This window comes from Ralstonia sp. 25mfcol4.1 (assembly GCF_900104095.1).
GTDB lineage: Bacteria > Pseudomonadota > Gammaproteobacteria > Burkholderiales > Burkholderiaceae > Cupriavidus.
Genome location: NZ_FNJO01000002.1, coordinates 35,542 through 62,291 on the forward strand (window position 1 = coordinate 35,542; position 26,750 = coordinate 62,291).

The 26,750-nt window shown below is 63.0% G+C and carries 25 protein-coding genes and 1 tRNA gene; 1 reads left to right on the forward strand and 25 read right to left on the reverse strand.

Going from position 1 to position 26,750, the window contains the following annotated elements; all coding sequences use genetic code 11:
* Window positions 1–38: 38 nt before the first annotated feature.
* From BLQ58_RS03240 to BLQ58_RS03345, 22 genes are all read right to left on the reverse strand, one after another.
* A complete protein-coding gene (locus BLQ58_RS03240) occupies window positions 39–347 on the reverse strand; it encodes a DUF2818 family protein (RefSeq protein WP_029050838.1) in 309 nt (102 codons plus the stop codon).
* Between the two features lie 17 nt (window positions 348–364).
* Window positions 365–1,840 carry an NADH-quinone oxidoreductase subunit NuoN gene (nuoN, locus tag BLQ58_RS03245; RefSeq protein WP_029050839.1) on the reverse strand — a complete coding sequence of 492 codons (1,476 nt, stop codon included), beginning with the start codon at window positions 1,838–1,840 and terminating at the stop codon, window positions 365–367.
* A 19-nt stretch (window positions 1,841–1,859) separates the two neighbouring features.
* A complete protein-coding gene (locus tag BLQ58_RS03250) occupies window positions 1,860–3,326 on the reverse strand; it encodes an NADH-quinone oxidoreductase subunit M (RefSeq protein WP_029050840.1) in 1,467 nt (488 codons plus the stop codon).
* 27 nt (window positions 3,327–3,353) lie between these two features.
* Complete coding sequence (gene nuoL / locus BLQ58_RS03255) at window positions 3,354–5,438, reverse strand: NADH-quinone oxidoreductase subunit L (protein WP_029050841.1); 2,085 nt, start codon at window positions 5,436–5,438, stop codon at window positions 3,354–3,356.
* A gap of 59 nt (window positions 5,439–5,497) precedes the next feature.
* The gene (nuoK, locus tag BLQ58_RS03260) at window positions 5,498–5,803 is read right to left on the reverse strand and encodes an NADH-quinone oxidoreductase subunit NuoK (protein WP_029050842.1); all 306 of its coding nucleotides are present in this window, start codon (window positions 5,801–5,803) and stop codon (window positions 5,498–5,500) included.
* A gap of 16 nt (window positions 5,804–5,819) precedes the next feature.
* On the reverse strand, window positions 5,820–6,461 hold the full coding sequence (locus BLQ58_RS03265) for an NADH-quinone oxidoreductase subunit J (RefSeq protein WP_029050843.1): 642 nt from the start codon (window positions 6,459–6,461) through the stop codon (window positions 5,820–5,822).
* 163 nt (window positions 6,462–6,624) lie between these two features.
* Window positions 6,625–7,113, reverse strand: coding sequence for an NADH-quinone oxidoreductase subunit NuoI (nuoI, locus tag BLQ58_RS03270; RefSeq protein ID WP_175459842.1), 489 nt, complete (start codon window positions 7,111–7,113; stop codon window positions 6,625–6,627).
* 74 nt (window positions 7,114–7,187) lie between these two features.
* On the reverse strand, window positions 7,188–8,252 hold the full coding sequence (nuoH, locus tag BLQ58_RS03275; RefSeq protein WP_029050845.1) for an NADH-quinone oxidoreductase subunit NuoH: 1,065 nt from the start codon (window positions 8,250–8,252) through the stop codon (window positions 7,188–7,190).
* Between the two features lie 18 nt (window positions 8,253–8,270).
* Window positions 8,271–10,643 (reverse strand): NADH-quinone oxidoreductase subunit NuoG, encoded by a 2,373-nt coding sequence (nuoG, locus tag BLQ58_RS03280; protein ID WP_029050846.1) that lies wholly within the window; start codon window positions 10,641–10,643, stop codon window positions 8,271–8,273.
* A gap of 13 nt (window positions 10,644–10,656) precedes the next feature.
* Window positions 10,657–11,952, reverse strand: a complete 1,296-nt coding sequence (nuoF, locus tag BLQ58_RS03285; protein WP_029050847.1) for an NADH-quinone oxidoreductase subunit NuoF — start codon at window positions 11,950–11,952, stop codon at window positions 10,657–10,659.
* Window position 11,953: 1 nt separating this feature from the next.
* Complete coding sequence (gene nuoE, locus BLQ58_RS03290) at window positions 11,954–12,454, reverse strand: NADH-quinone oxidoreductase subunit NuoE (protein ID WP_029050848.1); 501 nt, start codon at window positions 12,452–12,454, stop codon at window positions 11,954–11,956.
* Window positions 12,455–12,678: 224 nt separating this feature from the next.
* Window positions 12,679–13,932 (reverse strand): NADH-quinone oxidoreductase subunit D, encoded by a 1,254-nt coding sequence (locus BLQ58_RS03295; protein WP_029050849.1) that lies wholly within the window; start codon window positions 13,930–13,932, stop codon window positions 12,679–12,681.
* A gap of 10 nt (window positions 13,933–13,942) precedes the next feature.
* Window positions 13,943–14,542, reverse strand: coding sequence for an NADH-quinone oxidoreductase subunit C (locus tag BLQ58_RS03300; RefSeq protein ID WP_029050850.1), 600 nt, complete (start codon window positions 14,540–14,542; stop codon window positions 13,943–13,945).
* Window position 14,543: 1 nt separating this feature from the next.
* Window positions 14,544–15,026: a NuoB/complex I 20 kDa subunit family protein gene (locus BLQ58_RS03305; RefSeq protein ID WP_008643342.1), complete on the reverse strand. Its 483-nt coding sequence runs from the start codon at window positions 15,024–15,026 to the stop codon at window positions 14,544–14,546.
* 6 nt (window positions 15,027–15,032) lie between these two features.
* Complete coding sequence (locus tag BLQ58_RS03310) at window positions 15,033–15,392, reverse strand: NADH-quinone oxidoreductase subunit A (protein ID WP_029050851.1); 360 nt, start codon at window positions 15,390–15,392, stop codon at window positions 15,033–15,035.
* Window positions 15,393–15,563: 171 nt separating this feature from the next.
* Window positions 15,564–15,648: transfer RNA gene (locus tag BLQ58_RS03315), tRNA-Leu, on the reverse strand.
* A 209-nt stretch (window positions 15,649–15,857) separates the two neighbouring features.
* Entirely contained in the window at window positions 15,858–16,226 is a 369-nt protein-coding gene (gene secG, locus BLQ58_RS03320; RefSeq protein WP_029050852.1) for a preprotein translocase subunit SecG, read from the reverse strand.
* Between the two features lie 50 nt (window positions 16,227–16,276).
* Window positions 16,277–17,014 carry a triose-phosphate isomerase gene (tpiA, locus tag BLQ58_RS03325; RefSeq protein ID WP_029050853.1) on the reverse strand — a complete coding sequence of 246 codons (738 nt, stop codon included), beginning with the start codon at window positions 17,012–17,014 and terminating at the stop codon, window positions 16,277–16,279.
* 144 nt (window positions 17,015–17,158) lie between these two features.
* A complete protein-coding gene (locus BLQ58_RS03330) occupies window positions 17,159–18,163 on the reverse strand; it encodes an NAD(P)H-quinone oxidoreductase (RefSeq protein WP_029050854.1) in 1,005 nt (334 codons plus the stop codon).
* Between the two features lie 155 nt (window positions 18,164–18,318).
* A complete protein-coding gene (gene pnp / locus BLQ58_RS03335; protein ID WP_029050855.1) occupies window positions 18,319–20,487 on the reverse strand; it encodes a polyribonucleotide nucleotidyltransferase in 2,169 nt (722 codons plus the stop codon).
* Window positions 20,488–20,931: 444 nt separating this feature from the next.
* Window positions 20,932–21,195, reverse strand: coding sequence for a 30S ribosomal protein S15 (gene rpsO, locus BLQ58_RS03340; protein WP_029050856.1), 264 nt, complete (start codon window positions 21,193–21,195; stop codon window positions 20,932–20,934).
* Window positions 21,196–21,362: 167 nt separating this feature from the next.
* Window positions 21,363–22,631 carry a branched-chain amino acid ABC transporter substrate-binding protein gene (locus tag BLQ58_RS03345; RefSeq protein ID WP_029050857.1) on the reverse strand — a complete coding sequence of 423 codons (1,269 nt, stop codon included), beginning with the start codon at window positions 22,629–22,631 and terminating at the stop codon, window positions 21,363–21,365.
* Between the two features lie 128 nt (window positions 22,632–22,759).
* On the opposite strand from BLQ58_RS03345, the gene BLQ58_RS03350 reads away from it, so the two are divergent.
* Window positions 22,760–23,299: a hypothetical protein gene (locus tag BLQ58_RS03350; protein ID WP_175459829.1), complete on the forward strand. Its 540-nt coding sequence runs from the start codon at window positions 22,760–22,762 to the stop codon at window positions 23,297–23,299.
* Between the two features lie 117 nt (window positions 23,300–23,416).
* Here the strand turns inward: BLQ58_RS03350 and BLQ58_RS03355 are convergent, their stop codons facing one another.
* The 3 genes from BLQ58_RS03355 to pssA all read right to left on the reverse strand — a co-directional run bounded on the left by BLQ58_RS03355 (window position 23,417) and on the right by pssA (window position 26,721).
* On the reverse strand, window positions 23,417–24,958 hold the full coding sequence (locus tag BLQ58_RS03355; protein WP_029050859.1) for a 2-isopropylmalate synthase: 1,542 nt from the start codon (window positions 24,956–24,958) through the stop codon (window positions 23,417–23,419).
* A gap of 285 nt (window positions 24,959–25,243) precedes the next feature.
* Complete coding sequence (gene lysM / locus BLQ58_RS03360) at window positions 25,244–25,747, reverse strand: peptidoglycan-binding protein LysM (RefSeq protein ID WP_029050860.1); 504 nt, start codon at window positions 25,745–25,747, stop codon at window positions 25,244–25,246.
* A 71-nt stretch (window positions 25,748–25,818) separates the two neighbouring features.
* Window positions 25,819–26,721, reverse strand: a complete 903-nt coding sequence (pssA, locus tag BLQ58_RS03365) for a CDP-diacylglycerol--serine O-phosphatidyltransferase (RefSeq protein ID WP_029050861.1) — start codon at window positions 26,719–26,721, stop codon at window positions 25,819–25,821.
* Between the last annotated feature and the right edge of the window lie 29 nt (window positions 26,722–26,750).

The window sequence follows — 26,750 nt, forward strand, 5'->3', positions numbered from 1 at the left end:
GCGCTCCGGAGATGACACGGACCGGAGCAGGCAAGCCCTCAGGCCGTGCGATGTTTGACCAGGTATTGCCAGGTGAAGCCAGGGAAGGCAAACACCAGCATCATGCAGGCCGTGATGGCGTAGAACTGCCAGCCCTGCGGGAATGCGTTGCCAAGGCCCGCTTCCACCGCAAAGCCGGCAACACCGGCCACCACGTACCAGACGAACAGTTCCACGGCCCGCAGCCACAGCGGCTTGCGAGCCCATTTCAGGCCCACCGCCGCGAACAGGCGCTGGTTGACGAACGGCAGGTTGGCACAAACCAGTGCCAGCAAAATGACAAACCAACCGCCCGCCGAGGAACTCATTTCGTCACCTTATTACGTTACGAAGCCAGCGTGGCGCGGATGGCCTGGTAGCACAGGTTCATCAGCGCAGCTGGGAACAGGCCCAGCAGGATCACGGCCAGGCCGTTCAGGCTCAGGAACGAGCGCACGCCAACCGACGCTTCCAGCGGCTCTTCGCCAGCCGGCGTATCAAAGTACATCAGCTTCACGATGCGCAGGTAGTAGAACGCGCCGATCAGCGAGAACACCACGGCCACCACCGCCAGCCAGCTCATGCCGGCCTTGACCACGGCCGACAGCACGGCCAGCTTGGCGTAGAAGCCGACGGTCGGGGGGATGCCGGCCATCGAGAACATCATCACCAGCATCAGCAGCGCAAACCACGGATGACGGCGCGACATGCCCTTCAGGTCGTCCAGCGTCTCGGCCTCGAAACCCTTGCGCGTACGGATGAGGATCAGGCCGAACGTGCCGAGCGTGGTCAGCATGTAGGTGATCGAATAGAACATCGACGCGCTGTAGGCGTTGGCCGCGCCGTCCGCCTTGTTCGCCACCACGCCGGACAGCATGCCCAGCAGGATGAAGCCCATGTGCGAGATGGTCGAGTACGCCAGCATCCGCTTCAGGTTGGTCTGCACGATCGCGGTCAGGTTGCCGATCAGCAGCGACACGACCGACAGCACCACCAGCATCATCTGCCAGTCACCGGCCAGCGGCAGCAGGCCTTCGACCAGCAGGCGCATGATCAGCGCGAACGCGGCAACCTTCGGGCCGGCTGCGATCAGCAGCGTCACCGCGGTCGGCGAGCCCTGGTAGATGTCCGGAATCCACATGTGGAACGGTGCGGCGCCGAGCTTGAACGACACGCCGGCGACGATGAACACCACGCCGAAGGCCAGCATCGTCGTGTTGACGCGACCCGACTCCACCACGCGGAACACTTCACCCAGGTTCAGCGAACCGGTGGCGCCGTACATCATCGACATGCCATAGAGCAGGAAGCCCGAGGCCAGCGCACCCAGCACGAAGTACTTGATGGCCGATTCCGACGTCACGCGCGAGTCGCGGCGCAGTGCCACCAGGGCGTACGACGACAGCGACAGCAGTTCCAGGCCCAGATACAGGGTCAGGAAGTTGTTGCCGGTGATCATCACGAGCTGCCCGCCGAGCGTGAACAGCGCGAGCATGTAGAACTCGCCCGCGAACATGTCGCGGTTGCTCAGGTAGGTGCGCGTGTAGATCAGCGTCAGGAACATGCCCAGCGAGCAGAACGCCGACAGCACGTTGGCCATCGGATCCACGACCACCAGGTTGGCGAACACGTAGTGCGTCTCGCCATTGGCGGCGTCCAGCGCGAACCAGAAGGTCAGCACCAGCGTCGTCAGCAGTGCCAGCGGGTATGCCACGCTGGTGCGGCCCTTGCCGCGCGCTAGGTCGATCCAGTTGATCGCCGCGATGGCGACCGCCAGGAAAATGATTGGCGCCACCGGGGCCAGGCTAGAGGACGATTGCATGTTGATTTCTCTCCCCCGCTTACAGCTTGGACTGTGCCACGTGGGACAGCAGGTTCACCACCGAGGCGTGCATCACATCGGTGAAGGGTTTCGGGTAAAGACCCATGTACAGCGTCAGGATGGCCAGCAGGCCGAACATCAGGAATTCGCGCTTGTTCAGGTCCACCAGTTCGCGCACGTGCTGATGCACGATATCGCCAAAGATCACGCGCTTGACCATCCACAGCGAGTAGGCCGCGCCCAGGATCAGGGCCGTAGCAGCCAGCAGGCCGATCCAGAAGTTGAACTTGACCGATGCCAGGATGACCATGAATTCGCCGACGAAACCGGAGGTAGCCGGCAGGCCGCAGTTTGCCATGGCGAAGAACACCGAGAACGCGGCGAACTTCGGCATCACGTTCACAACACCGCCGTAGTCGGCGATCTGGCGCGAATGCACGCGGTCGTACAGCACGCCGATGCCAAGGAACATGGCGCCCGACACGAAGCCGTGCGAGATCATCTGGATGATGCCGCCTTCAACGCCCAGATCGTTGAAGATGAAGAAGCCCAGCGTCACGAAGCCCATGTGGGCGATCGACGAGTACGCCACCAGCTTCTTCATGTCGGCCTGGACCAGCGCCACGAGGCCGATGTAGATCACCGCGACCAGCGAGATCGTGATGATGAACGGTGCCATGTAGTGACTGGCGTCCGGGGCGATCGGCAGCGAGAACCGGAGGAAACCGTAGGCGCCCAGCTTCAGCATGATCGCGGCCAGCACCACGGAGCCCCCGGTCGGCGCTTCCACGTGGGCGTCCGGCAGCCAGGTGTGCACCGGCCACATCGGCACCTTCACGGCGAAGGCCATGAAGAACGCCAGGAAGATCAGCACCTGCTCTTCGAACGACAGCTTGGCCTGGTGCCACGACAGGATGTCGAACGTACCGGTCTTGTTGTACAGGTACAGCAGCGCAACCAGCGTCAGCAGCGAGCCCAGCAGCGTGTAGAGGAAGAACTTGAACGCAGCGTACACGCGGTTCGGGCCACCCCAGACACCGATGATGATGTACATCGGGATCAGCGTGGCTTCGAAGAACACGTAGAACAGCATGCCGTCCAGCGCGCAGAACACGCCCACCATCAGACCCGACAGGATCAGGAACGCGGCCATGTACTCGGCCACCCGCTCGGTGATCACTTCCCAGGCCGAGATCACGACGATCACGGTGATGAACGACGTCAGCACGACGAACCACATCGAGATGCCATCAACGCCCAGGTGATAGGCGATGTTGAAACGCTCGATCCAGTTCGCCTGCTCGACAAACTGCATCGCAGCCGTCGAGGTATCGAAATGGAAGACCAGCGGCAGCGTCACGACGAAGCTGGCGATGGCACCGAACAGCGCCATCCAGCGCACGAAGCACTTGCTGTTGTCGGAGCCGAACATCAATACCAGCAGGCCGAAGAAGATAGGCAGCCAGATTGCGAGAGACAGAACCATTTGTTTGTTTTCCTTACTCGGTGCCTATCACTTGGTGCCTATCACGCCAGTGATCGTCAGCGTCAAAAGCACCAGCATGCCGATGATCATCGCGAAAGCGTAATGGTAGATGTAGCCGGACTGCAGGTAACGGCTGGCCGCGGCAAACGACGCCACCACGCGGGCCGAACCATTGACGAACAGGCCGTCGATGAAGCTCTGGTCACCGCCCTTCCACAGGCCGGTACCCAGCAGGCGCGCACCACGGGCAAACACGGCCTCGTTGATCGCGTCCATGTAGTACTTGTTCTCGAGCAGGTTGTAGAGACCCGAGCAGCGTTGCTTGATGGCGGCCGGAATATCCGGGCGCTTCATGTAGAAGAACCAAGACAGCACCACACCGGCAATGGCCAGCCACAGCACCGGAGTCGTCAGCGAGTGAATCGCCATCGGCACCCAGCCGTGGAACGCTTCCTTCAGTTCTTCCATGGCGTGATGGTTTTCGCCGACGAAGATCACGTCCTTGAACGCCAGGCCATGCTTGAAGAAGTCGCCGAACAGCATCGGCTCGATGGCGATGGCGCCAACTATCACCGACGGGATGGCCAGCAGCACCAGCGGCAGCGTCACGACCCACGGCGACTCGTGCGGCTTCTGACCCGGGGCCAGACCATGGTGATGGTCGTCGCCGTGCGATTCCTCTTCTTCCTCGTGGTGGTCGTGGTGCGCGTGCGGCTTGCCGAAACGCTCTTCACCGTGGAACACCAGGAAGTACATGCGGAACGAATAGAAGGCGGTGACGAACACGCCAGCCAGCACAGCGAAGTACGCAAAGCCCGAACCCGCCAGGTGCGACTCGGCCACGGCCTCGATGATCGAGTCCTTCGAGTAGAAGCCCGAGAAGAACGGCGTACCGATCAGCGCCAGCGAGCCCACGAGCGACGTGATCCAGGTGATCGGCATGTACTTGCGCAGGCCGCCCATGTTGCGGATGTCCTGGTCGTGGTGCATGCCGATGATGACCGAACCGGCCGCAAGGAACAGCAGAGCCTTGAAGAACGCGTGGGTCATCAGATGGAACACGGCCACCGAGTAGGCCGAAGCGCCCAGCGCCACGGTCATGTAGCCCAGCTGCGACAGCGTGGAGTACGCCACCACGCGCTTGATGTCGTTCTGGATGATGCCCAGAAAGCCCATGAACAGTGCGGTGATCCCGCCGATGATCATCACGAACGACAGCGCGGTGTCCGACAGCTCGAACAGCGGAGACATGCGCGACACCATGAAGATGCCTGCCGTCACCATGGTTGCCGCGTGGATCAGTGCCGAGATCGGGGTCGGGCCTTCCATCGAGTCAGGCAGCCACACGTGCAGCGGGAACTGCGCCGACTTGCCCATCGCGCCGATGAACAGGCAGATGCAGGCCACGGTGATCATCAGCCAGTCGGTACCCGGGAAGATCACGGTTGCCAGCTGCTCGCGCTGGGCGAACACGTCCGTGTAGTTCATGCTGCCGCTGTACGCCAGCAGCAGGCCGATACCGAGGATGAAGCCGAAGTCGCCCACCCGGTTGACCAGGAACGCCTTCAGGTTGGCGAAGATCGCGGTCGGACGCGTGTACCAGAAGCCGATCAGCAGGTACGACACCAGGCCCACGGCTTCCCAACCGAAGAACAGCTGCAGGAAGTTGTTGCTCATCACCAGCATCAGCATCGAGAAGGTGAAGAGCGAGATGTAGGCGAAGAAGCGGTTGTAACCGGGGTCCCCGTCCATGTAGCCGACGGTGTAGATGTGCACCATCAGCGAGACGAAGGTCACCACGACCATCATCATCGCGGTCAGGGAATCGACCAGGAAGCCGACTTCCATCTTCAGCGAGCCGATGGCCATCCATTCATACACGGTGGCGTTGTAGCCGGCGCCGTTCATCACGTCGAGCAGCACCATCACCGAGAGGACGAACGAGATGGCGACACCGAGGATCGTTGCCGAGTGGGCCACGATGCGGCCGCCGCGCGTCTCCGAGGAGAACGTGCCGAAGAACTTGGTACCGAACAGACCGGCTATCGCGGCACCGGCGAGCGGTGCCAGCGCGATCGCCAGCAGCAGGTTGGGGTTGAGCGTGGTTGCCATAGGACGCTTATTGGTGTGCGGTCGGGATGCAGTCTTGGTTCATGTCGTGAGCGTTCATGTCAGCCCTTGAGGGTATCCATGTCGTCCACGTTGATCGTGTCCAGGTTACGGAACAGCACGACCAGGATTGCCAGACCGATTGCCGACTCGGCGGCGGCCACCGTAAGGATGAAGAAAACGAAAACCTGTCCGGCCAGGTCGCCCATGTAGTGCGAGAAGGCGACGAAATTCATGTTCACCGCAAGCAGCATCAGTTCGAGCGCCATCAGCAGCACGATGACGTTCTTGCGGTTCAGGAAGATGCCAACGATGCTGATCGCGAACAGGATGGCACCGAGGACGAGAAAGTGAGCGAGAGACAGCACAGCGGGTTCTCCGGGCTTAGTTCTTGTTGGCGGACGCAGCAGCATCCGCTTCGGCCCGGCCCTCGGCCGGCATCTTCACCATGCGCACGCGCTCGTCGCGGCGCACACGCAGCTGGGCACCCACGTCCTGCGCCTTGACGTCCTTGCGGCGGCGCAGCGTCAGGGCCACGGCGGCCACGATTGCCACCAGCAGGATGATGCCCGCCACTTCGAAGGCGTACACGTAGTCGGTGTAGATCAGCTTGCCCAGTGCGGCGGTGTTCGAGTAGTTCGGCTCCTGCGCGCCCGGCGGCAGCACGGCGTTGGTGGTGCCGATGAAGTTGCGCACCAGCACGATGGCCATTTCGGCGATGATCAGCGCGCCAACGATCGACGCCATCGGCACGTATGTCCAGAAGTCGCGGCGCAGATGCTCGATGTCAATATCGATCATCATCACCACGAACAGGAACAGCACCATGACCGCGCCTACGTAGACCAGCACGAGCAGGATGGCGAGGAACTCGGCCTTCAGGATCATCCAGATCGCCGCGGCGGTGAAAAATGCCAGCACGAGAAACAGTGCCGAATGCACCGGGTTCTTTGCCGTGATGACTTTCAGTGCGGAGAGCACCAGCACCAGGGCAAAGGCATAGAAGATGGCTGTCGTGAGTTCCATGGTCCCTATCGGATCCTCTTTGGGCCGCGCCGGTCCGGACTGCCCATCGGGGCAGCCGCCCTTGCGCGACTTGCTTCTCTTGGTTGTGCCCCTTGCGGGGCCACTTCAAATTCATTGCCGGGAACAGCACACCGGGTGCCCTGTTCCCGTCCTGCCGGTCCGCTTAGCGGTACTTCGCGTCCGCGGCCTTGGCTGCGGCGATCTGCGGCTCGTAGCGGTCGCCCACTGCCAGCAGCATGTCCTTGGTGAAGTACAGGTCGCCGCGCTTTTCGCCGTGGTATTCGAAGATATGCGTTTCGACGACCGCGTCGACCGGGCAGGCTTCTTCGCAGAAGCCGCAGAAAATGCACTTGGTCAGATCGATGTCGTAGCGCGTGGTGCGGCGGGTGCCGTCGTTACGCACATCCGATTCGATCGTAATGGCCATTGCCGGGCACACCGCTTCGCACAGCTTGCACGCGATGCAACGCTCTTCCCCGTTCGGGTAGCGGCGCAGTGCGTGCAGGCCGCGGAAACGCGGCGACATCGGCGTCTTCTCTTCCGGGAACTGGACAGTCACCTTCCGGGCGAAGAGATAGCGGCCGGTAAGTGCCATGCCCTTGAAGAGTTCCTTCAGGAGCAGGCTGTTGAAGAAGTCCTTGATGGCGATCAGCATGACGATTGCTTCCTAAGTATTTCCGCGCGGCGCGCCCTGCCCGTCCGGGCGGCGCGCCATCGCCTGGCCTCTTAGTGCCAGATGTTCCACGGCGACTTGATCCAGATCGCCACAATGATCAGCCACGCCACGGTCAGCGGAATGAAGATCTTCCAGCCCAGACGCATGATCTGGTCATAGCGGTAACGCGGGAACGAGGCACGAATCCAGATGAACACCGACAGCAGCAGGAAAACCTTGATCACCAGCCAGAAGAAGCCCGGGATCGCATTCGTGATCGCGCTCGAGAACGGCGGCGCCCAGCCACCGAGGAACATCAGCGAGGTCATCGTCGAGATGATGATCATGTTGATGTACTCGGCCAGGAAGAACAGCGCGAACGTCATGCCCGAATATTCGATCATGTGACCGGCCACGATTTCCGACTCGCCTTCCACCACGTCGAACGGATGGCGGTTGGTTTCTGCCACGCCCGAGATGAAGTACACGGCGAACATCGGCAGCAGCGGCAGCCAGTTCCACGACAGGATATTGATGCCCATGTCCGCGAAGTAGCCCACGTTCTGGCTGTTCACGATGGTCGACAGGTTCAGGCTGCCGGCCACCATCAGCACGGTCACCAGCGCGAAGCCCATCGCGATTTCATACGACACCATCTGCGCCGCGGCACGCATGGCGCCGATGAACGCGTACTTCGAGTTCGATGCCCAGCCAGCCAGGATCACGCCATACACGCCCACCGAGCTGATGGCCATCACGTACAGCAGACCGGCGTTGACGTCCGCCATCACCACTTCGGGCTGGAACGGAATCACGGCCCAGACGGCCACTGCCGGCACCAGCACCATCAGCGGCGCAACCAGATACATCATCCGGTTGATCTGCGACGGGAACATCACTTCCTTGAGCAGCAGCTTCAGCACGTCGGCAATCGGCTGCAGCAGGCCCAGCGGGCCCACACGGTTCGGGCCGATACGGACGTGCATCCAGCCGATCAGCTTCCGTTCCCACAGAATCAGGTAGGCCACGCACAGCAGCACCGGCACCACAATGACCACGGCACGGATCAGGATCCAGATCAGCGTCCAAGCGCTGCCGAAGATGGCCTGGCCCTGCGAGGTAATGAGATCGATCATGTTGCTATCTCGCTCTTCTTATACGGTGGCCGTCGCGGCGGCACCCTGGCCGGCCGACAGGTCGATGGCTTTCTCAACGGTGACGGTACCGAACAGCGCGCCCAGCGTTGCGGCGGCCACGGTGGCGGCCGGCACGCGCACGGCATTGGCCGGCAGCGTCTTTTCCAGCGCCGCAGGCAGCACCACGCTGGCACCGTCCTGCGTCACCCGTACCGGGTCGCCAGCCTGCACGCCCAGCTTGGCGAACAGTTCCGACGACAGGCCCACCGTCATCGCGCGGCGCGCGGCAGCAGTCAGCTGCAGCGAATCGGCACGACGCACGATCGGATCGGCGTGGTAGATCGGCACATCGGCGATACGCTCGATACCGCTGGCGGCGGCTGCCGTCACGCGGATCGGGGCGTCCGTAGCGTTGTTCAGCTGCGCCGGGGCCAGCTTGACCAGCGCGGCATCGCGCACGGCCTCGGCGGTTTCGAAGTCGAAGCCCGGCACGTCGAGCAGGTTACCCAGCACGCGCAGCACCTTCCAGCCCGGACGCGACTCACCGAGCGCGCGCACCACGCCGTTGAAGCTCTGCGCACGGCCCTCGGCGTTCACGAACGTACCAGCGGTCTCGGTGAACGGCGTGATCGGCAGGATCACGTCGGCGTATTGCATGGCCGCCTCCGAGCGGAACGGCGACAGCACCACGACGGTACCGGCCTGCTGCAGCGCGGCCAAGGCCTTGCGCGCATCGGCGGTATCGAATTCGGCCTCGGCGTTCAGGACGATGTAGGCCTTGCGCGGCGCGTCGAACATCGCCTGGGCATTGGCACCGCCCTGCTGGGGCAGCGCGCCGGCGATATAGCCGCCGACGGTGTTGGCCGCTTCGGTCAGGAAGCCAAGCGTCGCGCCCGTTTCCGTGGCGATCCACTGAGCCAGCGCGTGCAGTGCCGAGAACTGCGGGTGACGCACGGCTTCGTTGCCGAGGAACACGGCACGGCGCTCGCCCGACAGCAGCGCATCGGCCACGGCCTTGGCGGCAGCGCCACCGTCGAAACCATCGGTGCCCGCCGGAGCGGCCACGCCCTTGGCGGCGGCCACGGCACGGGCCACGCCGGCCAGGGCGGCAGCCCAGCCCGACGGCACCACGTCGATACGTGCGGCCAGCGGCATCAGCAGGTCTTCACCGCCGGTACCGATCACGGCCACGCGGGCACCCTTCTTGGCGGCCTGACGCAGGCGGGAGGCCAGCAGCGGCTGATCCTTGCGCAGCGAAGCGCCAATCACCAGCGCGCGTTGCAGCGTGGTGACGTCGGCAATCGGCATGCCCAGCCACGGCGCGCCCTTCAGCGCGGCCGAGAAATCGGTCTGGCGCAGGCGGAAGTCCACGTTGTCGCTGCCCAGGCCACGCACGAGCTTGCCCAGCAGGAACAGTTCTTCCAGCGTGCTGTGCGGGCTGGCGATGGCGGCGATCTGGTCGGCGCCATGGTCACGCTTGATGCTCGCCAGGCCATTGGCCACGTATTCCAGGGCAGTCTGCCAGTCGGTTTCCATCCACTGGTTGCCCTGCTTGAGCATCGGGCGGGTCAGGCGGTCGGCACTGTTCACGCCTTCGTACGAGAAGCGGTCCTTGTCGGAAATCCAGCACTCGTTGACGTCTTCGTTTTCCAGCGGCACCACGCGCATCACGCGCTGGTTCTTGGTCTGGACGACGAGGTTGGCGCCGACGCCGTCGTGCGGCGACACCGACTTGCGACGGCCCAGTTCCCACGTACGGGCCGAATAGCGGAACGGCTTGCTGGTCAGCGCGCCCACCGGGCACAGGTCGATCATGTTGCCGGACAGTTCCGAATCCACGGTCTGACCGACGAACGTCGTGATTTCCGAGTGCTCGCCGCGGTTCAGCATGCCCAGCTCCATCACCCCGGCCACTTCCTGGCCAAAGCGCACGCAGCGGGTGCAGTGGATGCAGCGGGTCATTTCCTCCATGGAGATCAGCGGGCCCACGTTCTTGTGGAACACCACGCGCTTTTCTTCCTTGTAGCGCGACTCCGAGGCACCGTAGCCCACCGCCAGATCCTGCAGCTGGCACTCGCCGCCCTGATCGCAGATCGGGCAGTCAAGCGGGTGATTGATCAGCAGGAATTCCATCACGGACTTCTGGGCCTTGACGGCCTTTTCGGAGTTCGTGAAGACCTTCATGCCGGGCGTCACCGGGGTGGCGCAGGCGGGGAGCGCCTTCGGCGCCTTTTCCACTTCGACCAGGCACATGCGGCAGTTCGCCGCGATGGACAGTTTGCGGTGGTAGCAGAAGTGCGGGATGTAGGTGCCCAGCTTGCGGGCCGCTTCCATCACGAGGCTGCCTTCCGCAACCTCTACCTTCTTGCCGTCGATCTCGAGTTCAACCATGTTCTGCCACGCTTCAGGAATGGGCCGGGACCATGCACTGCTTGTGTTCGACGTGATATTCGAACTCTTTCCAGTAGTGCTTGAGCATGCCGCGTACCGGCATCGCCGCGGCATCGCCGAGCGCGCAAATCGTGCGACCCATGATGTTTTCCGCGACGTTATTGAGCAGGTCCAGGTCTTCCTGGCGGCCTTCTCCGTGTTCAATACGATTCACCATGCGATAGAGCCAGCCGGTGCCTTCACGGCACGGCGTGCACTGGCCGCACGATTCTTCAAAGTAGAAATACGACAGGCGCAGCAGCGAGCGCACCATGCAGCGCGTTTCGTCCATGACGATCACGGCGCCCGAGCCCAGCATCGAGCCGGCCTTGGCGATCGAGTCGTAGTCCATGGTCGACGCCATCATGAGGTCTGCCGGCACCACCGGTGCCGACGAACCGCCAGGAATCACCGCCTTGAGCGCCTTGCCACCGCGCATGCCACCCGCCAGCTCCAGCAGCGTCGAGAACGGCGTGCCCAGCGGGATTTCGTAGTTGCCCGGACGCTCGACGTCGCCAGAGATCGAGAAGATCTTGGTGCCGCCGTTGTTCGGCTTGCCCATCTTCAGGTATTCGTCCGGGCCTACGGCCAGGAGGAACGGCACCGCGGCGAACGTCTCGGTGTTATTGATCGTGGTCGGCTTGCCGTACAGGCCGAAGCTGGCCGGGAAAGGCGGCTTGAAACGCGGCTGGCCTTTCTTGCCTTCCAGCGATTCGAGCAGCGCGGTTTCCTCGCCGCAGATGTATGCGCCGTAGCCGTGGTGGGCGTGCAACTGGAAGTTGAAGCCCGAACCCAGGATGTTGTCGCCCAGGAAACCGGCGCGGCGTGCCTCTTCGAGGGCTTCCTCGAAGATCTTGTACTCGTTCCAGATTTCGCCGTGGATGTAGTTGTAACCCACGGTGATACCCATCGCGTACGCCCCGATGGCCATGCCTTCGATCAGCGCATGCGGGTTGTAGCGGATGATGTCACGGTCCTTGAACGTGCCCGGCTCACCCTCGTCGGTATTGCAGACCAGGTACTTCTGGCCCGGGAACGAACGCGGCATGAAGCTCCACTTCAGGCCGGTCGGAAAGCCGGCACCGCCACGGCCACGCAGACCCGAGGCCTTGACGTCGGCGATGACCTGCTCGGGCGTTACCTTCTGTTCGAGGATACGGCGCAGCTGGGTGTAGCCGCCGCGCTTGACGTAGTCCTCGAGGTGCCAGTTCTTGCCGTCCAGGCCGGCCAGGATCAGCGGCTTGATGTGACGGTCGTGCAGAGAGGTCATGTTACTTGTCCCCCTTGGCGGCGGCTTCGGCCTTGAGCTCGTCGACCAGGGCGTCGAGCTTCTGGTCGCTCATGAAGCTGCACATGCGGGTGTTGTTGACGATCATCACCGGTGCGTCGCCGCAAGCGCCCATGCACTCGCCTTCCTTCAGCGTGAAGCAGCCATCAGCGGTGGTTTCGTTGTAGTCGATCCCGAGCTTGCGCTTCAGGTATTCGCCAGCCCGGTCGCCGCCCGACAGCGCGCACGGCAGGTTGGTGCAGACGGTGAGCTTGTACTTGCCCACCGGCTTGGTGTCATACATGTTGTAGAACGTGGCCACCTCTTCCACCCACACGGGCGGCATTTCCAGGTAGCTGGCGACGAACTGCATGACTTCGGGGGAAACCCAGCCCACCTCGCCCTGTGCCACGGCGAGTGCCGCCATCACGGCCGACTGCTTCTGGTCGGCCGGATACTTCGCGATCGCGCGATCGATTTCCTTGAGAGCTTCTGCTGATAGCATGGTCATTGCAGTAATACGGCGAAGCCCTGCCCTTGTATGCCGGGCTTCGCTGGTTTGCAGCCGTCGCTGCCATGTTCTGCCGGCCCGGAACGCTCCAGCGCATTCCTTGCCAGTCCGTCGCAGGCCGGAGCCTGCTGCCACCATTACCGCCGGGGCCGGCCGAACACGCCCGGATCGTCGTCCGGACAACGGCCTGTGACGGGATACCCTTCTGCCGGTATCCCTTAGCGGTCGATCTCGCCGAACACGATGTCCTGTGTCCCGATGATCGTGACCGCATCCGCAATCATGTGTCCCTTGGCCATTTCGTCGAGCGCGGCCAGGTGGGCAAAGCCGGGTGCACGGATCTTCAGGCGGTACGGCTTGTTCGCACCATCCGAGATCGCGTAGATACCGAACTCGCCCTTCGGGTGTTCCACTGCCGCGTAAGCTTCGCCCGGCGGTACGTGGATGCCTTCCGTGAAGAGCTTGAAGTGGTGAATCAGCTCTTCCATGTTCGACTTCATGTCCACGCGCGAGGGCGGTGCCACCTTGTGGTTTTCGGAAATCACCGGACCCGGATTGCGGCGCAGCCAGTCGACGCACTGCTTGATGATGCGGTTCGACTGGCGCATTTCTTCCACGCGCACCAGGTAGCGGGAATAGCAGTCGCCCGCCGTGCCCACCGGGATGTCGAAGTCCATCTTGTCGTAGACCTCGTACGGCTGCTTCTTGCGCAGATCCCACTCGATGCCCGAACCTCGCAGCATCGGGCCCGTGAAACCCATTTGCAGCGCACGCTCCGGAGTGACCACGCCGATATCCACAAGACGTTGCTTCCAGATACGGTTATCGGTCAGCAGCGTCTCATATTCATCCACGTACGTCGGAAAACGGTTCGTGAAGTCCTCGATGAAGTCCAGCAGCGAGCCCGAACGGTTTTCGTTCATGACCTTGATGGCCTTCTCGTTGTGGATCTTCGACGCACGGTACTGCGGCATCGTGTCCGGCAGGTCGCGGTAGACGCCGCCCGGACGGTAGTAGGCCGCGTGCATGCGCGCACCCGACACCGCCTCGTACATGTCGAACATGTCCTCGCGCTCGCGGAACGCGTACAGGAACACGGCCATCGCCCCGACGTCCAGCGCGTGGGCGCCGATCCACATCAGGTGGTTCAGCAGCCGGGTGATCTCGTCGAACATCACGCGGATGTACTGCGCGCGGATCGGCACCTCGATGCCGAGCATCCGTTCGATCGCCATCACGTAGGCGTGTTCGTTGACCATCATCGACACGTAGTCGAGACGGTCCATGTAGGGAACGCTCTGGATCCAGCTCTTCTGCTCGGCCAGCTTTTCGGTGGCGCGGTGCAGCAGGCCGATGTGGGGATCGGCACGCTGGATGACTTCGCCGTCCAGCTCGAGCACCAGACGCAGCACGCCGTGTGCCGCAGGGTGCTGGGGACCGAAGTTGAGGGTGTAGTTCTTGATATCTGCCATGACGCCGTTCTCAGTGCTTCGTGCCGCCGTAGTTTTCCTCGCGAATCACGCGCGGCGTGATTTCGCGCGGCTCGATCGTCACCGGCTGGTAGATGACCCGCTTCTGCTCGGGGTCGTAACGCATTTCCACGTAGCCCGAGACCGGGAAGTCCTTGCGGAACGGATGGCCCACGAAGCCGTAGTCCGTCAGCAGACGGCGCAGGTCGGGGTGGCCTTCGAACACGATGCCGTAGAAGTCGAACGCTTCGCGCTCGAACCAGTTCACCGAGTTCCACACGTCGATCAGCGAGGGCACCACAGGCATGTCGTCGTCCGGCGCGAACACGCGCAGGCGCAGGCGCCAGTTGTGCTTGACCGATAGCAGGTGCGTGACCGCCGCGAAGCGGGGGCCGTCCCAGGTGCCTTCGGCGTAGTCGGAATAGTCGACGCCGCAGACGTCGATGGCCTGCTCGAAATGCAGCGACGGATCGTCGCGCAGCAGGCGTGCAGCGTCGAGGTAGTCGGCAACCTTGACGATCAGCGTCAGTTCGCCGTTGGCCTCGGTCAGGTTCTGCACGCGCTTGCCCAGAACTTTTTCGAGGGCGGCCTTGAGGGTATCGAGGTTCGCCATGTCAGCCCTTGCGCGCAATGGTGTTGGTACGCTTGATCTTGTTCTGGAGCTGGATCACGCCGTAGATCAGCGCCTCCGCGGTCGGCGGGCAGCCCGGAACATAGATGTCGACCGGCACGATACGGTCGCAGCCACGCACCACCGAATACGAGTAGTGATAGTAGCCGCCGCCATTGGCGCACGAGCCCATCGAGATCACCCAGCGCGGTTCTGCCATCTGGTCGTAGACCTTGCGCAGCGCGGGGGCCATCTTGTTGCAGAGCGTGCCTGCCACGATCATCACGTCGGACTGACGCGGCGACGGGCGGAAGATCACGCCGAAACGGTCCATGTCGTAGCGTGCGGCGCCGGCGTGCATCATTTCCACTGCACAGCAGGCCAGACCGAACGTCATGGGCCACAGGGAACCCGTACGGGTCCAGTTGATCAGCTTGTCAGCGGTCGTCGTGACAAAGCCTTCGTTGAGAACGCCTTCGATTGCCATTTCACATCACTCCCAATCGAGCGCGCCCTTTTTCCAGATGTAGACGAAGCCCACGATGAATTCCAGCAGAAACACGCCCATGGCGATGAATCCCGGCCAACCGATGTCCTTGAGGGCAACACCCCACGGAAACAGGAAGGCAGTTTCGAGATCGAACAGGATAAAGAGGATGGCGATGAGGTAGTAGCGCACGTCGAACTTCATGCGCGCATCCTCAAATGCCTCGAAGCCGCACTCGTACGGCGACAGCTTCGCTGCGTCAGGATTGTTGGGACCGAGAATCCGACCAATGGACATCAGTGCCACACCGAGCACGATGCCAAAGAGGATGAAGACGAGGACGGGGAAGTAGGCTTCGAGTGTCAAGGTACGGCCAGCCTTATCTGGAATGTTGTCAACAGCACCAGCTAGCGGCGACCTGTTGCCCACCCCAGGCGCCATCCCGTCTTAGCACGGCGCCGCCTTGCGGACTGCCGGAGAACCAATGATGCGATCCGTGCATGACACGGATGCGACATTGACTTCCGATCAATTGTTTGGTGCCGACGGCGAGACTCGAACTCGCACAGCTTTCGCCACTACCCCCTCAAGATAGCGTGTCTACCAATTTCACCACGTCGGCTGGGGGAGAAACAATATTGCCTTGCGCCGGGTTTTTACACCCTACGAAGCGTTGCCAGGGGAGTCTGTCCTCTGGCTTTCGCCCCGCGCTGGGGAATCGTTTCAAGCCTTGCATTCTAACTCATGATTCCTGATTTGTTCAATGCACAACTACAAATTAAATCAGGAATCCGTGAACACACTGTTCGATTATTGCGTCAATGCCGCAGCTTACTTCGGCACTGCGGGGGCGGCGGGCGCCGACGCGGCAGCGGCTGCCGGTGCCGATGCGGACGATGCCGAAGCCGGGGCAGGCTGAGACTGCTGGCTTGCGCCCATCACGCCCAGCGAAGCCTGCGGCTTGTAGTTGCCCAGCAACGTCAGGCCGAGCGTGCAAGCGAAGAACAGCGCCGCCAGAACGGCCGTGGTGCGCGACAGGAAGTTTGCCGAGCCCGATGCACCGAACAGGCTGCCCGACGCGCCAGAGCCGAACGCCGCCCCAACGTCGGCGCCCTTGCCGTGCTGCAGCAGGACCAGGCCGATCACGCCCAGCGCGGACAGAACCTGCACGACGACCAACAGAGTCTTGAAAATTGCCATTTGGTTAAATTCGTTTCGTACTTGCCTGATCAGACAGTCGCATCCGGCATTCAGGCGTTGCCGATCGCGAGGAAATCATCCGCTTTCAGCGAGGCGCCGCCAATCAGCCCCCCGTCGATATCGGACATGGAAAACAGTTCCGCCGCATTGTCCGGCTTCACGCTGCCGCCGTACAGGATGGCGATACGCTGCGCCACGCCCGCATCCTTGGCGGCGACCTGCGCACGCAGCGCGGCGTGCACGGCCTGGGCCTGCTCGCTGGTGGCCGTCTTCCCGGTGCCAATGGCCCAGACCGGTTCATAGGCCAGAACAATGCGATTCAGCTGTTCGATAGACAGTGCATCAAGCACAGCCTGCAGCTGACGGCCCACCACCGCCTCGGTCTGCCCGGCCTCGCGTTCGGCCAGCGTTTCGCCGACGCAAACCACGGGGACCAGACCCGATTCCAGCGCGCGCAGCGCCTTCGCGGCTACCGTCGCATCGGTCTCGGCGTGGTACGTACGGCGCTCGGAGTGACCCACCAGCACATACGCGCAGCCGAACTCGGCCAGCATCGGCGCCGCGACTTCGCCCGTGAAGGCGCCGCGCGCTTCGGCGGACGTGTCCTGGGCGCCCCACGACACCTGGGTACCGGTGAGCAGCGACTGGCACTGGGCAAGATAGGGGAACGGTGCACAGACGGCCAGTTTCGCCTTGGCCGGCGCTGCCTTGATGCCTTCCAGCAGGGCCGCGTTGGCGGCGAGGCTGCCGTGCATCTTCCAGTTGCCGATGACCAGCTTTTGTCTCACAAGGGTCCCCTCTTAAATCAAACCGGCTATTGTAGCGTGGTCAAGGGGGGCCCGCCAGCGCACGGCGGACAATTGCGGAAGGCCAGTGGTGGTCGGCCCACAATTGCACCGGCAATGGCGCAATTGTGCGGCCGGCGAACCCGATTACCAGGTCAGTACGATCTTGCCGGTGTGCTCGCTCGATTCCATCAGGCGATGGGCATCGGCGGCCTGCGCGGCGGGGAAGACCTTGTAGATCACGGGCTTGATCTTGCCCGATGCCAGCAGCGGCCAGACGTTCTGGTGCAGCGCCTGCGCAATCGCGCCCTTGAACGATGCCGGACGCGGACGCAGCGTCGAACCTGTCACGGTGATGCGCCGGCGCAGGATATCGCCCAGCGGAATCTCGGCCTTGCCTCCGCCCAGCAGCGCGATGATGACGATGCGGCCGTCGTCAGCGATGCACGACAGTTCGCGAGCCAGGTAGGAACCGGCCACCATGTCGAGAATCACGTCAACGCCCTTGCCTTCGGTCAAAGCCTTGACCTCGGCGGCGAAGTCCTGCGTCTTGTAGTTGATCGCGCGATCGGCACCCAACGCCTCGCAGGCCTTGCACTTGTCGTCGCTGCCCGCCGTCACGAACACCTTGAATCCCATCGCCTTGGCGATCTGGATGGCCGTGGTACCGATGCCGCTCGACCCACCCTGGATCAGCAGCGTCTCCGCCGCGCCGCGCGGGCCCTTGCCCAGTTGGCCACGGTCAAACACGTTGCTCCACACGGTGAAGAACGTTTCCGGCAGTGCCGCCGCCTCGATATCGCTGAGGCCCTCCGGCACCGGCAGGCATTGTTCGATCGGCGCCGTGCAAAGCTCGGCGTAGCCGCCGCCCTGCACCAGCGCGCAAACCCGGTCGCCCGCTTTCAGGCCGAAGCGGTTCGCCGGATTCGACAGATCGCCAGCCACCACCACGCCGGCCACTTCCAGGCCCGGCAGGTCCGACGCGCCCGGCGGAACCGGATAGTTGCCGGTACGCTGGAATACGTCGGGGCGATTGATGCCCGCAGCCGCCACGCGGATCAGGATCTCTCCGGCCTTCGGCTCCGGGTCGGGACGCTTCGTTTCCTGCAGAACTTCAGGGCCGCCGTATTCACGGATCTCGATGGCTTTCATGATCGCTCCTCATCAATGTCGTATGTCGCATCGCGCGCGGCAAGAATGCGCGCGCCGCGCAGGTAAAAGACTGACCGGCAGTGTAAACAAAAAAGCGGCTGGACATCGCCAGCCGCTTTCGCAGGTACTGCTATCGTTACTGCCTGCCGTTCAGCTTACTGCTGCTGTTCCGGCGAGGTCGTTGCAGCCGGCGCATCGCCTTGCGGAGCGATCGGGCTGATGCTGCCGCCCTCTTCGGCCAGCGCAGCCTTCAGCGACAGACGCAGACGACCCTTCTCGTCCGCCTGGATCAGCTTCACGCGCACCTGCTGGCCTTCCTTCAGCCAGTCCTTGATGTCCTTGACGCGCTCGTTGACGATCTCGGAGATATGCAGCAGACCGTCCTTGCCCGGCAGGATGTTCACGATGGCACCGAAGTCCAGCAGCTTCAGCACGGTGCCGGCGTAGATCTTGCCCACTTCGGCTTCGGCGGTGATGCCTTCGATGCGGCGCTTGGCTTCGGCCATGCCATCGGTCGAGGTCGAGGCGATCGTGATCGTGCCGTCTTCCTGGATGTCGATGGTCGTGCCCGTTTCCTTGGTCAGCGCCTGGATGGTCGAACCGCCCTTGCCGATCACTTCACGAATCTTGTCCGGATGGATCTTCATCGTGATCATGCGCGGAGCGTGCTCCGACAGCTCGGTACGGGCGTGGCCCATCGCTTCCTGCATCTTACCCAGGATGTGCATGCGGCCTTCACGGGCTTGCGCCAGTGCCACCTGCATGATTTCCTTGGTGATGCCCTGCACCTTGATGTCCATCTGCAGTGCCGTGATACCCGTATCGGTACCGGCCACCTTGAAGTCCATGTCGCCCAGGTGATCTTCGTCGCCCAGGATGTCGGTCAGCACGGCAAACTTGTTGCCTTCCAGGATCAGGCCCATGGCCACGCCGGCCACGTGCGCCTTCACCGGAACGCCAGCGTCCATCAGTGCCAGGCAGCCGCCGCACACCGATGCCATCGACGACGAGCCGTTGGATTCGGTGATTTCCGAAACCAGGCGGATCGTGTAGGCGAATTCGTCTTCCTTCGGCAGCACCGGGATCAGTGCGCGCTTGGCCAGACGGCCGTGACCGATTTCACGACGCTTCGGGCTGCCCACGCGGCCCGTTTCGCCGGTGGCGAACGGAGGCATGTTGTAGTGGAGCATGAAGCGGTCGCGGTACTCGCCGGCCAGCGCGTCGATGATCTGCTCGTCGCTCTTGGTGCCCAGCGTGGCCACGGCCAGTGCCTGCGTTTCGCCACGCGTGAACAGCGACGAACCGTGGGCGCGCGGCAGCACCGACGAACGGATCTCGATCGGGCGCACGGTGCGCGTGTCGCGGCCGTCGATACGCGGCTCGCCGGCCAGGATCTGGCCACGCACGATCTTGGCTTCCAGGTCGAAGAGGACGTTGCCGACTTCCACCTTGTCGGCTTCCACGCCGGCTTCGGCCAGTTGGGCCTGCACGGTTGCGTAGATTTCCTTGAGCTTGGTGCTGCGTGCCGACTTCTGACGCAGTTGGTACGCTTGCTGCAGCAGCGGCAGGCCGATCTCGCTCACCTTGGCGATCAGCGCCTCGTTCTTGGCGGCGGGCGCCCAGTCCCATTCCGGCTTGCCGCCTTCACGGACCAGTTCGTGGATCGCGTTGATGGCGGTCTGCATCTGCTCGTGGCCATAGACCACGGCACCCAGCATCACGTCTTCCGACAGCTGGTTGGCTTCCGATTCCACCATCAGCACGGCACGCTCGGTACCGGCGACGACGAGATCCAGCTCCGACGCGGTGATCTGCGAACGGGTCGGGTTCAGCAGGTACTGGCCGTCCTTGTAGCCGACGCGGGCGGCGCCCACCGGGCCGCTGAACGGGATGCCCGACACGGCCAGCGCGGCCGACGAGGCGATCAGGGCCGGAATGTCGGCCGGCACTTCCGGGTTGATCGACAGCACGTGGATGACCACCTGCACGTCGTTGTAGAAGCCTTCCGGGAACAGCGGACGCAGCGGACGATCGATCAGGCGCGAGGTCAGCGTCTCGTTTTCCGACGGACGGCCTTCACGCTTGAAGAAGCCACCCGGGATCTTGCCGGCGGCGTAGGTCTTTTCGATGTAGTCGACGGTCAGCGGGAAGAAGTCCTGGCCCGCCTTCGGGCTCTTGGCTGCCACCACGGTGGCCAGCACCACGGTATCTTCCACGTCGACGATCACGGCACCCGATGCCTGACGGGCGACTTCGCCGGTTTCCATGCGGACCGTGTGCTGGCCCCATTGGAATTCCTTGACGATCTTGTTGAACATGGTCATGAGCGTTCCTTGATTCATGCTTGCCTGCCGTAAACAGATACAGCGGGCCGACGCCTGCGCTCGCAGCGGCAGGCGGACTGCCGGAATTTGCCCGGTCCGCAGTCTCAGGGAAGTGCTATGCCATTCCATCGCGCCACCGTCCGGCCCACATGAGGACGATGCGATACGCGATGGAATGACACAAAACCCCGTTTCCTTGGCCAGTTCCGGTGTCAGAAAGAGCGAGGTAACTTACTCCGTCGCACGGCATGGCGCAACGGCGTACGGGCAAATTCGCCCGAATTTAGTGTGAAATAAACATCACATCCATCGCTGCACAGCTAAAAAATCGCCGGTGCAGAAAAGCAAAATGCCTGCCCCAGCAGTGCTGGCGCAGGCATCGTGGCCTCACGTGAAATCGTGCTTGAACAACGCTTGCAGGATCCGTGCTGCCATCCGCAGACCTTACTTGCGCAGGCCCAGGGCTTCGATCAGGGCGCGGTAACGGTCAGCGTCGTTGGACTTGAGGTAGTCCAGCAGGCGACGACGGCGGCTCACCATGCGCAGCAGACCGCGGCGGCTGTGGTGATCCTTCATGTTGGCCTTGAAGTGCGGGGTCAGTTCGTTGATGCGGGTGGTCAGCAGTGCGACCTGGACTTCGGGGCTACCCGTGTCGTTGGCGCCGCGGGCGAACTTCTGGATGACTTCGGTTTTGTTGGCAATTGCCATGATGTTTTCCTTTCACTTGCGAACGCTGCAGCACGGGATGCGCCGCCTGCGTCGTGCCTTGCTTTTTGACTCGGCATCCGCCTTCCGCAGCCAGGTGGCTTGCGGACGACAGCCGCGCATTATAGCCGAATTCCGTCCGGCGGCGAAGCCCGCCACCGGGCTATGGCTCAATTTCGCGCCGGGCGCTCCATCCGGCACGTGGTCGGCAGCGTGGTCTGCGCCGTCTTGAGCTTCCTGACGGTCCGGAAGCCGTACCCCGACCCCTCGTTGTCGAATCGCACCTCGCCGCCCTGCTTCGCCATCATCGAGACGTAGAGCGGCTGCAGCACCTGGTGGTCGTCCGCCCGCACCGTGGCCTCGTGGAAACCGTTCGTGAAACGCATGTCCTCCAGCGCGTAGGCCACCGCCACGGCGTCCGTGCTGCCGGCCTGCTCGATCGCGCGTGCCAGCATTTCCACCATCATCTGCATGCGCAGATGCACGTAGTCGTCGCGTGGGTCAGGATAGCGGGCGCGGAACGCCTGGTAGAACGCGTCGGACGCCGCCCCTCCGACGTTCGGATGCCATTCCGCCACGGCCAGCACACGGCCCACACCGGCGTCACCCATGGCAGCGGGAGCGCCCAGGCCGTTGCCGTAGAACGTGTAGAAGCGCGCGTTGAGGCCGCCCTCGCGCGCGGCCTTGACCATCAGCGTGAGGTCGTTGCCCCAGTTGCCGGTAATCACGGCGTCGGCGCCACTGGCCTTGATCTTGGCGATATACGGCGCGAAGTCCTTGATCTTGCCGATGGGATGGAATTCGTCGCCCACGACCTGGATATCGGGTCGCTTGGCCGCCAGCATTTCGCGCGCGGATCGGGCTACCTGGTGCCCGAAGCTGTAATCCTGGTCGATCAGGTAGACCTTGCGCACTGCGTGTTCGCTGCGGATGGCCTCGGTCAGCGCCTGCATGCGCATGTCGGCACTCGCGTCGAAGCGGAAATGCCAGAAACTGCAACTCTCGTTGGTCAGCGTGGGATCCACCGCCGAATAGTTCAGGAACAGCACGCGCGCATCCGGCTGGCGCTGGTTCTGGCGATTGATCGCCGCCACGAGGGCGCTGGCCACGGCCGAACTGTTGCCCTGCAGGACGAACGGGATGCGTTTGTCGATCAGGCTGCGGAACTGGATCAGGCTTTCATCGACATTACCCTTGCTGTCGAACGTCACCAGTTCCAGCGGATGGGCGCCATCGGGCAGTTTCACCCCGCCCCGGGCATTGATGCGATCGGCCGCGATCCGCAGGTTGCGCACCACGGCTTCGCCCGCGTTGGCGAAGGGGCCGGACAACCCGTCGATCATGCCGAGCCGGATCGGCGCACCAGCCGGCTGCTGTGCCGCCGCCGCGGTTGCCACGCAGCACAGCGCTACCGCCAGCCACGCCCGCAGCCGGGTCATGCGCCCGCTTGTTCGGATTCCGCCCATTCGACTTCCCTTCTTCTGCGCAAAAGCCGCGATGGTACACACATTGCGCCGGGGCCCGCTACACTACGAGTCGTGCACTTTTTTGCAGCAAATCAATGAACATGACGACATTTCCGAAAGTCGCCCGGCATTGGATCGCCGCCGTGACGCTGGCTGCCGGGGCCCTGGCCGGCTGCAGCAGCCTCGGGCCCGCCCTCGCACCCGTCAACACCGGCCTGAAGCTCGTCGGCCAACCACAGAGCGCCGTGGAGGCAACCTTCGGCAAACCCACCGATGTGTACCCGCTCGAAGACGGCACCACCCGCTGGTTCTACTCGAAACAACCGCTCGGCGAATATTCCTATGCTGCCGATTTCGATCGCGACGGCAGGCTGACCAATTTCCGGCAGATGCTCACCACGACCGAACTCTACAAGGCCAAGGTCAACGAGTGGACCAAGAAGGATGTGCTGGAACACTTCGGCGCCCCGCGCGAGCCGATCGAGTACTACCCGCGCCTGAAACAGGAAGCCTGGAGCTACCGCTTCCTGCACGAAGACCAGTGGTATTCGATGTTCAACTTCATGTTCGACGATGCGGGCGTGCTGCGCCGCACGCTGGTCACCCCCGATCCGCTGCGCGACCGCCCGGACCCCCGCTGAGCGTGCACAAAGACAAACCGCCCAGCCCTGCGGGATACGCATCGGGGCGGGCGGTTCATGACGGTCGGGGCCTCGTGAGCCCCGCCATCGCATCGCAGGAATCAGGTCAGATAAAGGTCAGATCTGCGGATTGATCTTCTGCACGGCCTTGTCGTGCAGCTTGTTCAGTGCGGCCAGGTAGGCCTTGGCCGATGCGGCGACGATGTCCGGATCGGTGCCCACGCCGTTGACGATGCGGCCGGCCTTGGACAAGCGCACGGTCACTTCGCCCTGGGCCTGCGTACCGGCCGTGATGGCGTTCACCGAATACAGCACCAGTTCGGCGCCGCTGTTCACGCGGCCTTCGATGGCGTGCAGCGTCGCATCCACCGGACCATTGCCTTCTGCCTCGCCCGCCTGCTCCGCGCCATCGATGTTGAACACCACGCGGGCATGCGGACGCTCGCCGGTTTCCGACCGTTGCGACAGCGACACGAAGCGATAGTGCTCGTTGGCGTTTTCCTGCTCTTCGTCGGAAACGATCGCCAGGATGTCTTCGTCGAAGATCTCAGCCTTCTGGTCGGCCAGTTCCTTGAAGCGGGCGAATGCGGCGTTGATTTCGGCTTCGCTTTCGAGCTCGATGCCCAGTTCCTGCAGGCGCTGCTTGAATGCATTGCGGCCCGAGAGCTTGCCCAGCACGATCTTGTTGGCGGTCCAGCCCACATCTTCCGCGCGCATGATCTCGTAGGTGTCGCGCGCCTTGAGCACGCCGTCCTGGTGGATGCCCGAGGCATGGGCAAACGCATTGGCGCCCACCACGGCCTTGTTCGGCTGCACCACGAATCCGGTGACTTGCGACACGAGCTTGGATGCCGGCACGATCTGCGTGGTGTCGATGCCAACGTCCATATTGAAGTAGTCGCGGCGCGTCTTCACGGCCATCACCACTTCTTCCAGGCTCGTATTGCCGGCACGCTCGCCCAGGCCGTTGATGGTGCACTCGATCTGGCGCGCGCCGCCCAGCTTCACGGCAGCCAGCGAATTGGCCACGGCCATGCCCAGGTCGTTATGGCAATGCACCGACCAGACCGCCTTGTCCGAATTCGGAATCCGCTCACGCACCGAACGGATCAGTTCCGCGTAGCCTTCCGGCACGGCGTAACCCACGGTATCCGGCAGGTTGATCGTGGTCGCGCCTTCGGCAATCACGCCTTCGAGCACGCGGCACAGGAAGTCCATGTCCGAACGGCTGCCGTCTTCGGGCGAAAACTCGATATCGTCCGTGAACTGACGCGCAAAGCGCACGGCCAGGCGGGCTTGCTCGTAGACCTGGTCCGGCGTCATGCGGAGCTTCTTCTCCATATGCAGCGCGGACGTGGCGATGAACGTGTGGATACGGAACGAGTTGGCCGGCTTCAGGGCCTCGGCCGCACGCGCGATGTCCTTGTCGTTGGCGCGGGCCAGCGAGCAGATCGTCGAATCCTTGACGACCTGGGCAATCGAGCGGATCGCTTCGAAATCGCCATTGGAGCTGGCCGCAAAACCGGCCTCGATCACATCGACCTTCAGACGTTCCAGCTGACGCGCAATGCGGATCTTCTCCTCGCGGGTCATGGACGCACCGGGTGACTGCTCGCCGTCGCGCAAGGTGGTGTCGAAAATGATGAGTTTGTCAGACATTTTGTGGAGCTCCTGGGCTGTGCCTTATGTACTGGTCCGCCGTCCCGCTATCACGACACCGGGCATTCGAATCGGAATGCAAAACGCCCCGGCGTGCATGAATGCAGGCCGGGGCGTTTTCAAAATCCTGGTGATTTCCGCGCCAGGGCGGTAACCGAGTCCCTTAGCGCGCGCGCGTCCCGACCTGATGGCCTAGTAGGCCACCTAGGGTGGTGCGGGCGATCAGGGTCTGGTGCGAAATCATGTCGGCGACTATAGCTGGTTTGCTGCGCCTGCGCAACCGGGTTATTTCGGAGGAATGCGCAGTTTTTGGCCCGGGTAGATCTTGTCCGGGTGCGTCAGCATCGGCTTGTTGGCTTCGAAGATCTTGTTGTATTCGGCGCCATTGCCGTACGCAGCCTGGGAAATCGCCCAGAGCGTATCGCCCTTCACCACGGTGTGCCATTGCGACTCGGCGGTCTCCACATTGACCGACATCTTGTCCTCGACCGAGTCCACACCTTCCACATTGCCGCAGCACAGGATGATCTTCTCGCGCGTGGCCTGGTCCGGCGCCACGCCGAATACGGTGACCTTGCCCTGCGATCCATCCACGGTGACGGTCAAGCCCGTGGCGGACAGCCCCATCTGGGCGATATAGGCCTCGATCGCGTCGCCGGCCGCGCGGTTGGCCGCCTCGGCCTTGTCGCTTGCGGACGGATCGGCCTTGGCAGCCTCCTGTGCCGCCTTCGCCTCACCCTTGCCGAACAGTTTCTCTCCCGCTTCCTTGATGAAGTCGAACATGCCCATGACATTCTCCTGAGGTTGTGGAACGGAAAAACAAAGGGCGCCCAATGAGCGCCCTTTTCTTCAAAATCCGGTCAGTTGCCGCTGCCCGCGCCGTTGCCGCTACCGCCGGCACGCGCCTTGGCCACCCCGCCCGGCTGGCCATGCACCGCGCGCCAGGCCCATAGCAGATAGCCCGAGATCGCATAGGCCACGAACAGGCCGAACAGTGCAACCGGTGGATCGGAGGACACGATGACGAACAGCACCAGAACCAGCACCATCATGCCGAACGGCACGCGGTAGCGCACGTCGAGCGCCTTGCCGCTGTAGAACGGCGCATTCGACACCATCGACAGGCCCGCATAGAGCGTGATCGCAAAGGCTACCCACGGCATCCACAGTTCCTTCACGGGCAGCTTGTTGTCGATGGCCAGCCAGACGAAGCCGGCCACCAGCGCGGCCGCGGCCGGGCTCGGCAACCCCTGGAAGAAGCGCTTGTCGACCACGCCGATATTGGCGTTGAAACGCGCCAGCCGCAGCGCGGCACAGGTGCAATAGACAAAGGCTGCAATCCAGCCCCACTTGCCCAGGTCGTGCAGGATCCACTCGTACATCACCAGCGCCGGCGCCACGCCGAACGATGTCATGTCCGACAGCGAATCGTACTGCTCGCCAAATGCGCTCTGCGTATTGGTGATGCGCGCCACGCGGCCGTCCATGCCATCGAGCACCATGGCCGCGAAGATGGCGATGGCCGCCACGTCGAAGCGCATGTTCATGGCCTGCACGATCGCGAAGAAACCCGCGAACAGCGCCGCCGTGGTGAACGCGTTGGGCAGCAGATAGATGCCGCGCCTGCGCGGACGCACGTAGTCGATGTCGTGCTCGTCTGCCTCGTAGGCGGCGTCGTTGCGCAGCTGGTTATGGCGGAACGGACGCAGATGCGTCACGTTGCCGTTGCTCACGCGCTTGTTGCGTCGGTTGAAGGCACCCATGCCAGGTCTCCTGTCGCTGACCGGTCCGG

Bases quoted from the DNA above. Each gene is read 5' to 3' on its own strand.
- BLQ58_RS03240 (WP_029050838.1), bottom strand. From the start codon at position 347: ATGAGTTCCTCGGCGGGCGGTTGGTTTGTCATTTTGCTGGCACTGGTT.
- nuoN (WP_029050839.1), bottom strand. From the start codon at position 1,840: ATGCAATCGTCCTCTAGCCTGGCCCCGGTGGCGCCAATCATTTTCCTG.
- BLQ58_RS03250 (WP_029050840.1), bottom strand. From the start codon at position 3,326: ATGGTTCTGTCTCTCGCAATCTGGCTGCCTATCTTCTTCGGCCTGCTG.
- nuoL (WP_029050841.1), bottom strand. From the start codon at position 5,438: ATGGCAACCACGCTCAACCCCAACCTGCTGCTGGCGATCGCGCTGGCA.
- BLQ58_RS03265 (WP_029050843.1), bottom strand. From the start codon at position 6,461: ATGGAACTCACGACAGCCATCTTCTATGCCTTTGCCCTGGTGCTGGTG.
- nuoH (WP_029050845.1), bottom strand. From the start codon at position 8,252: ATGATCGATCTCATTACCTCGCAGGGCCAGGCCATCTTCGGCAGCGCT.
- nuoG (WP_029050846.1), bottom strand. From the start codon at position 10,643: ATGGTTGAACTCGAGATCGACGGCAAGAAGGTAGAGGTTGCGGAAGGC.
- nuoF (WP_029050847.1), bottom strand. From the start codon at position 11,952: ATGACCTCTCTGCACGACCGTCACATCAAGCCGCTGATCCTGGCCGGC.
- nuoE (WP_029050848.1), bottom strand. From the start codon at position 12,454: ATGCTATCAGCAGAAGCTCTCAAGGAAATCGATCGCGCGATCGCGAAG.
- BLQ58_RS03295 (WP_029050849.1), bottom strand. From the start codon at position 13,932: ATGGCAGATATCAAGAACTACACCCTCAACTTCGGTCCCCAGCACCCT.
- BLQ58_RS03300 (WP_029050850.1), bottom strand. From the start codon at position 14,542: ATGGCGAACCTCGATACCCTCAAGGCCGCCCTCGAAAAAGTTCTGGGC.
- BLQ58_RS03305 (WP_008643342.1), bottom strand. From the start codon at position 15,026: ATGGCAATCGAAGGCGTTCTCAACGAAGGCTTTGTCACGACGACCGCT.
- secG (WP_029050852.1), bottom strand. From the start codon at position 16,226: ATGGCAATTTTCAAGACTCTGTTGGTCGTCGTGCAGGTTCTGTCCGCG.
- BLQ58_RS03330 (WP_029050854.1), bottom strand. From the start codon at position 18,163: ATGAAAGCCATCGAGATCCGTGAATACGGCGGCCCTGAAGTTCTGCAG.
- pnp (WP_029050855.1), bottom strand. From the start codon at position 20,487: ATGACCATGTTCAACAAGATCGTCAAGGAATTCCAATGGGGCCAGCAC.
- rpsO (WP_029050856.1), bottom strand. From the start codon at position 21,195: ATGGCAATTGCCAACAAAACCGAAGTCATCCAGAAGTTCGCCCGCGGC.
- BLQ58_RS03345 (WP_029050857.1), bottom strand. From the start codon at position 22,631: ATGACCCGGCTGCGGGCGTGGCTGGCGGTAGCGCTGTGCTGCGTGGCA.
- BLQ58_RS03350 (WP_175459829.1), top strand. From the start codon at position 22,760: ATGACGACATTTCCGAAAGTCGCCCGGCATTGGATCGCCGCCGTGACG.
- BLQ58_RS03355 (WP_029050859.1), bottom strand. From the start codon at position 24,958: ATGTCTGACAAACTCATCATTTTCGACACCACCTTGCGCGACGGCGAG.
- lysM (WP_029050860.1), bottom strand. From the start codon at position 25,747: ATGGGCATGTTCGACTTCATCAAGGAAGCGGGAGAGAAACTGTTCGGC.
- pssA (WP_029050861.1), bottom strand. From the start codon at position 26,721: ATGGGTGCCTTCAACCGACGCAACAAGCGCGTGAGCAACGGCAACGTG.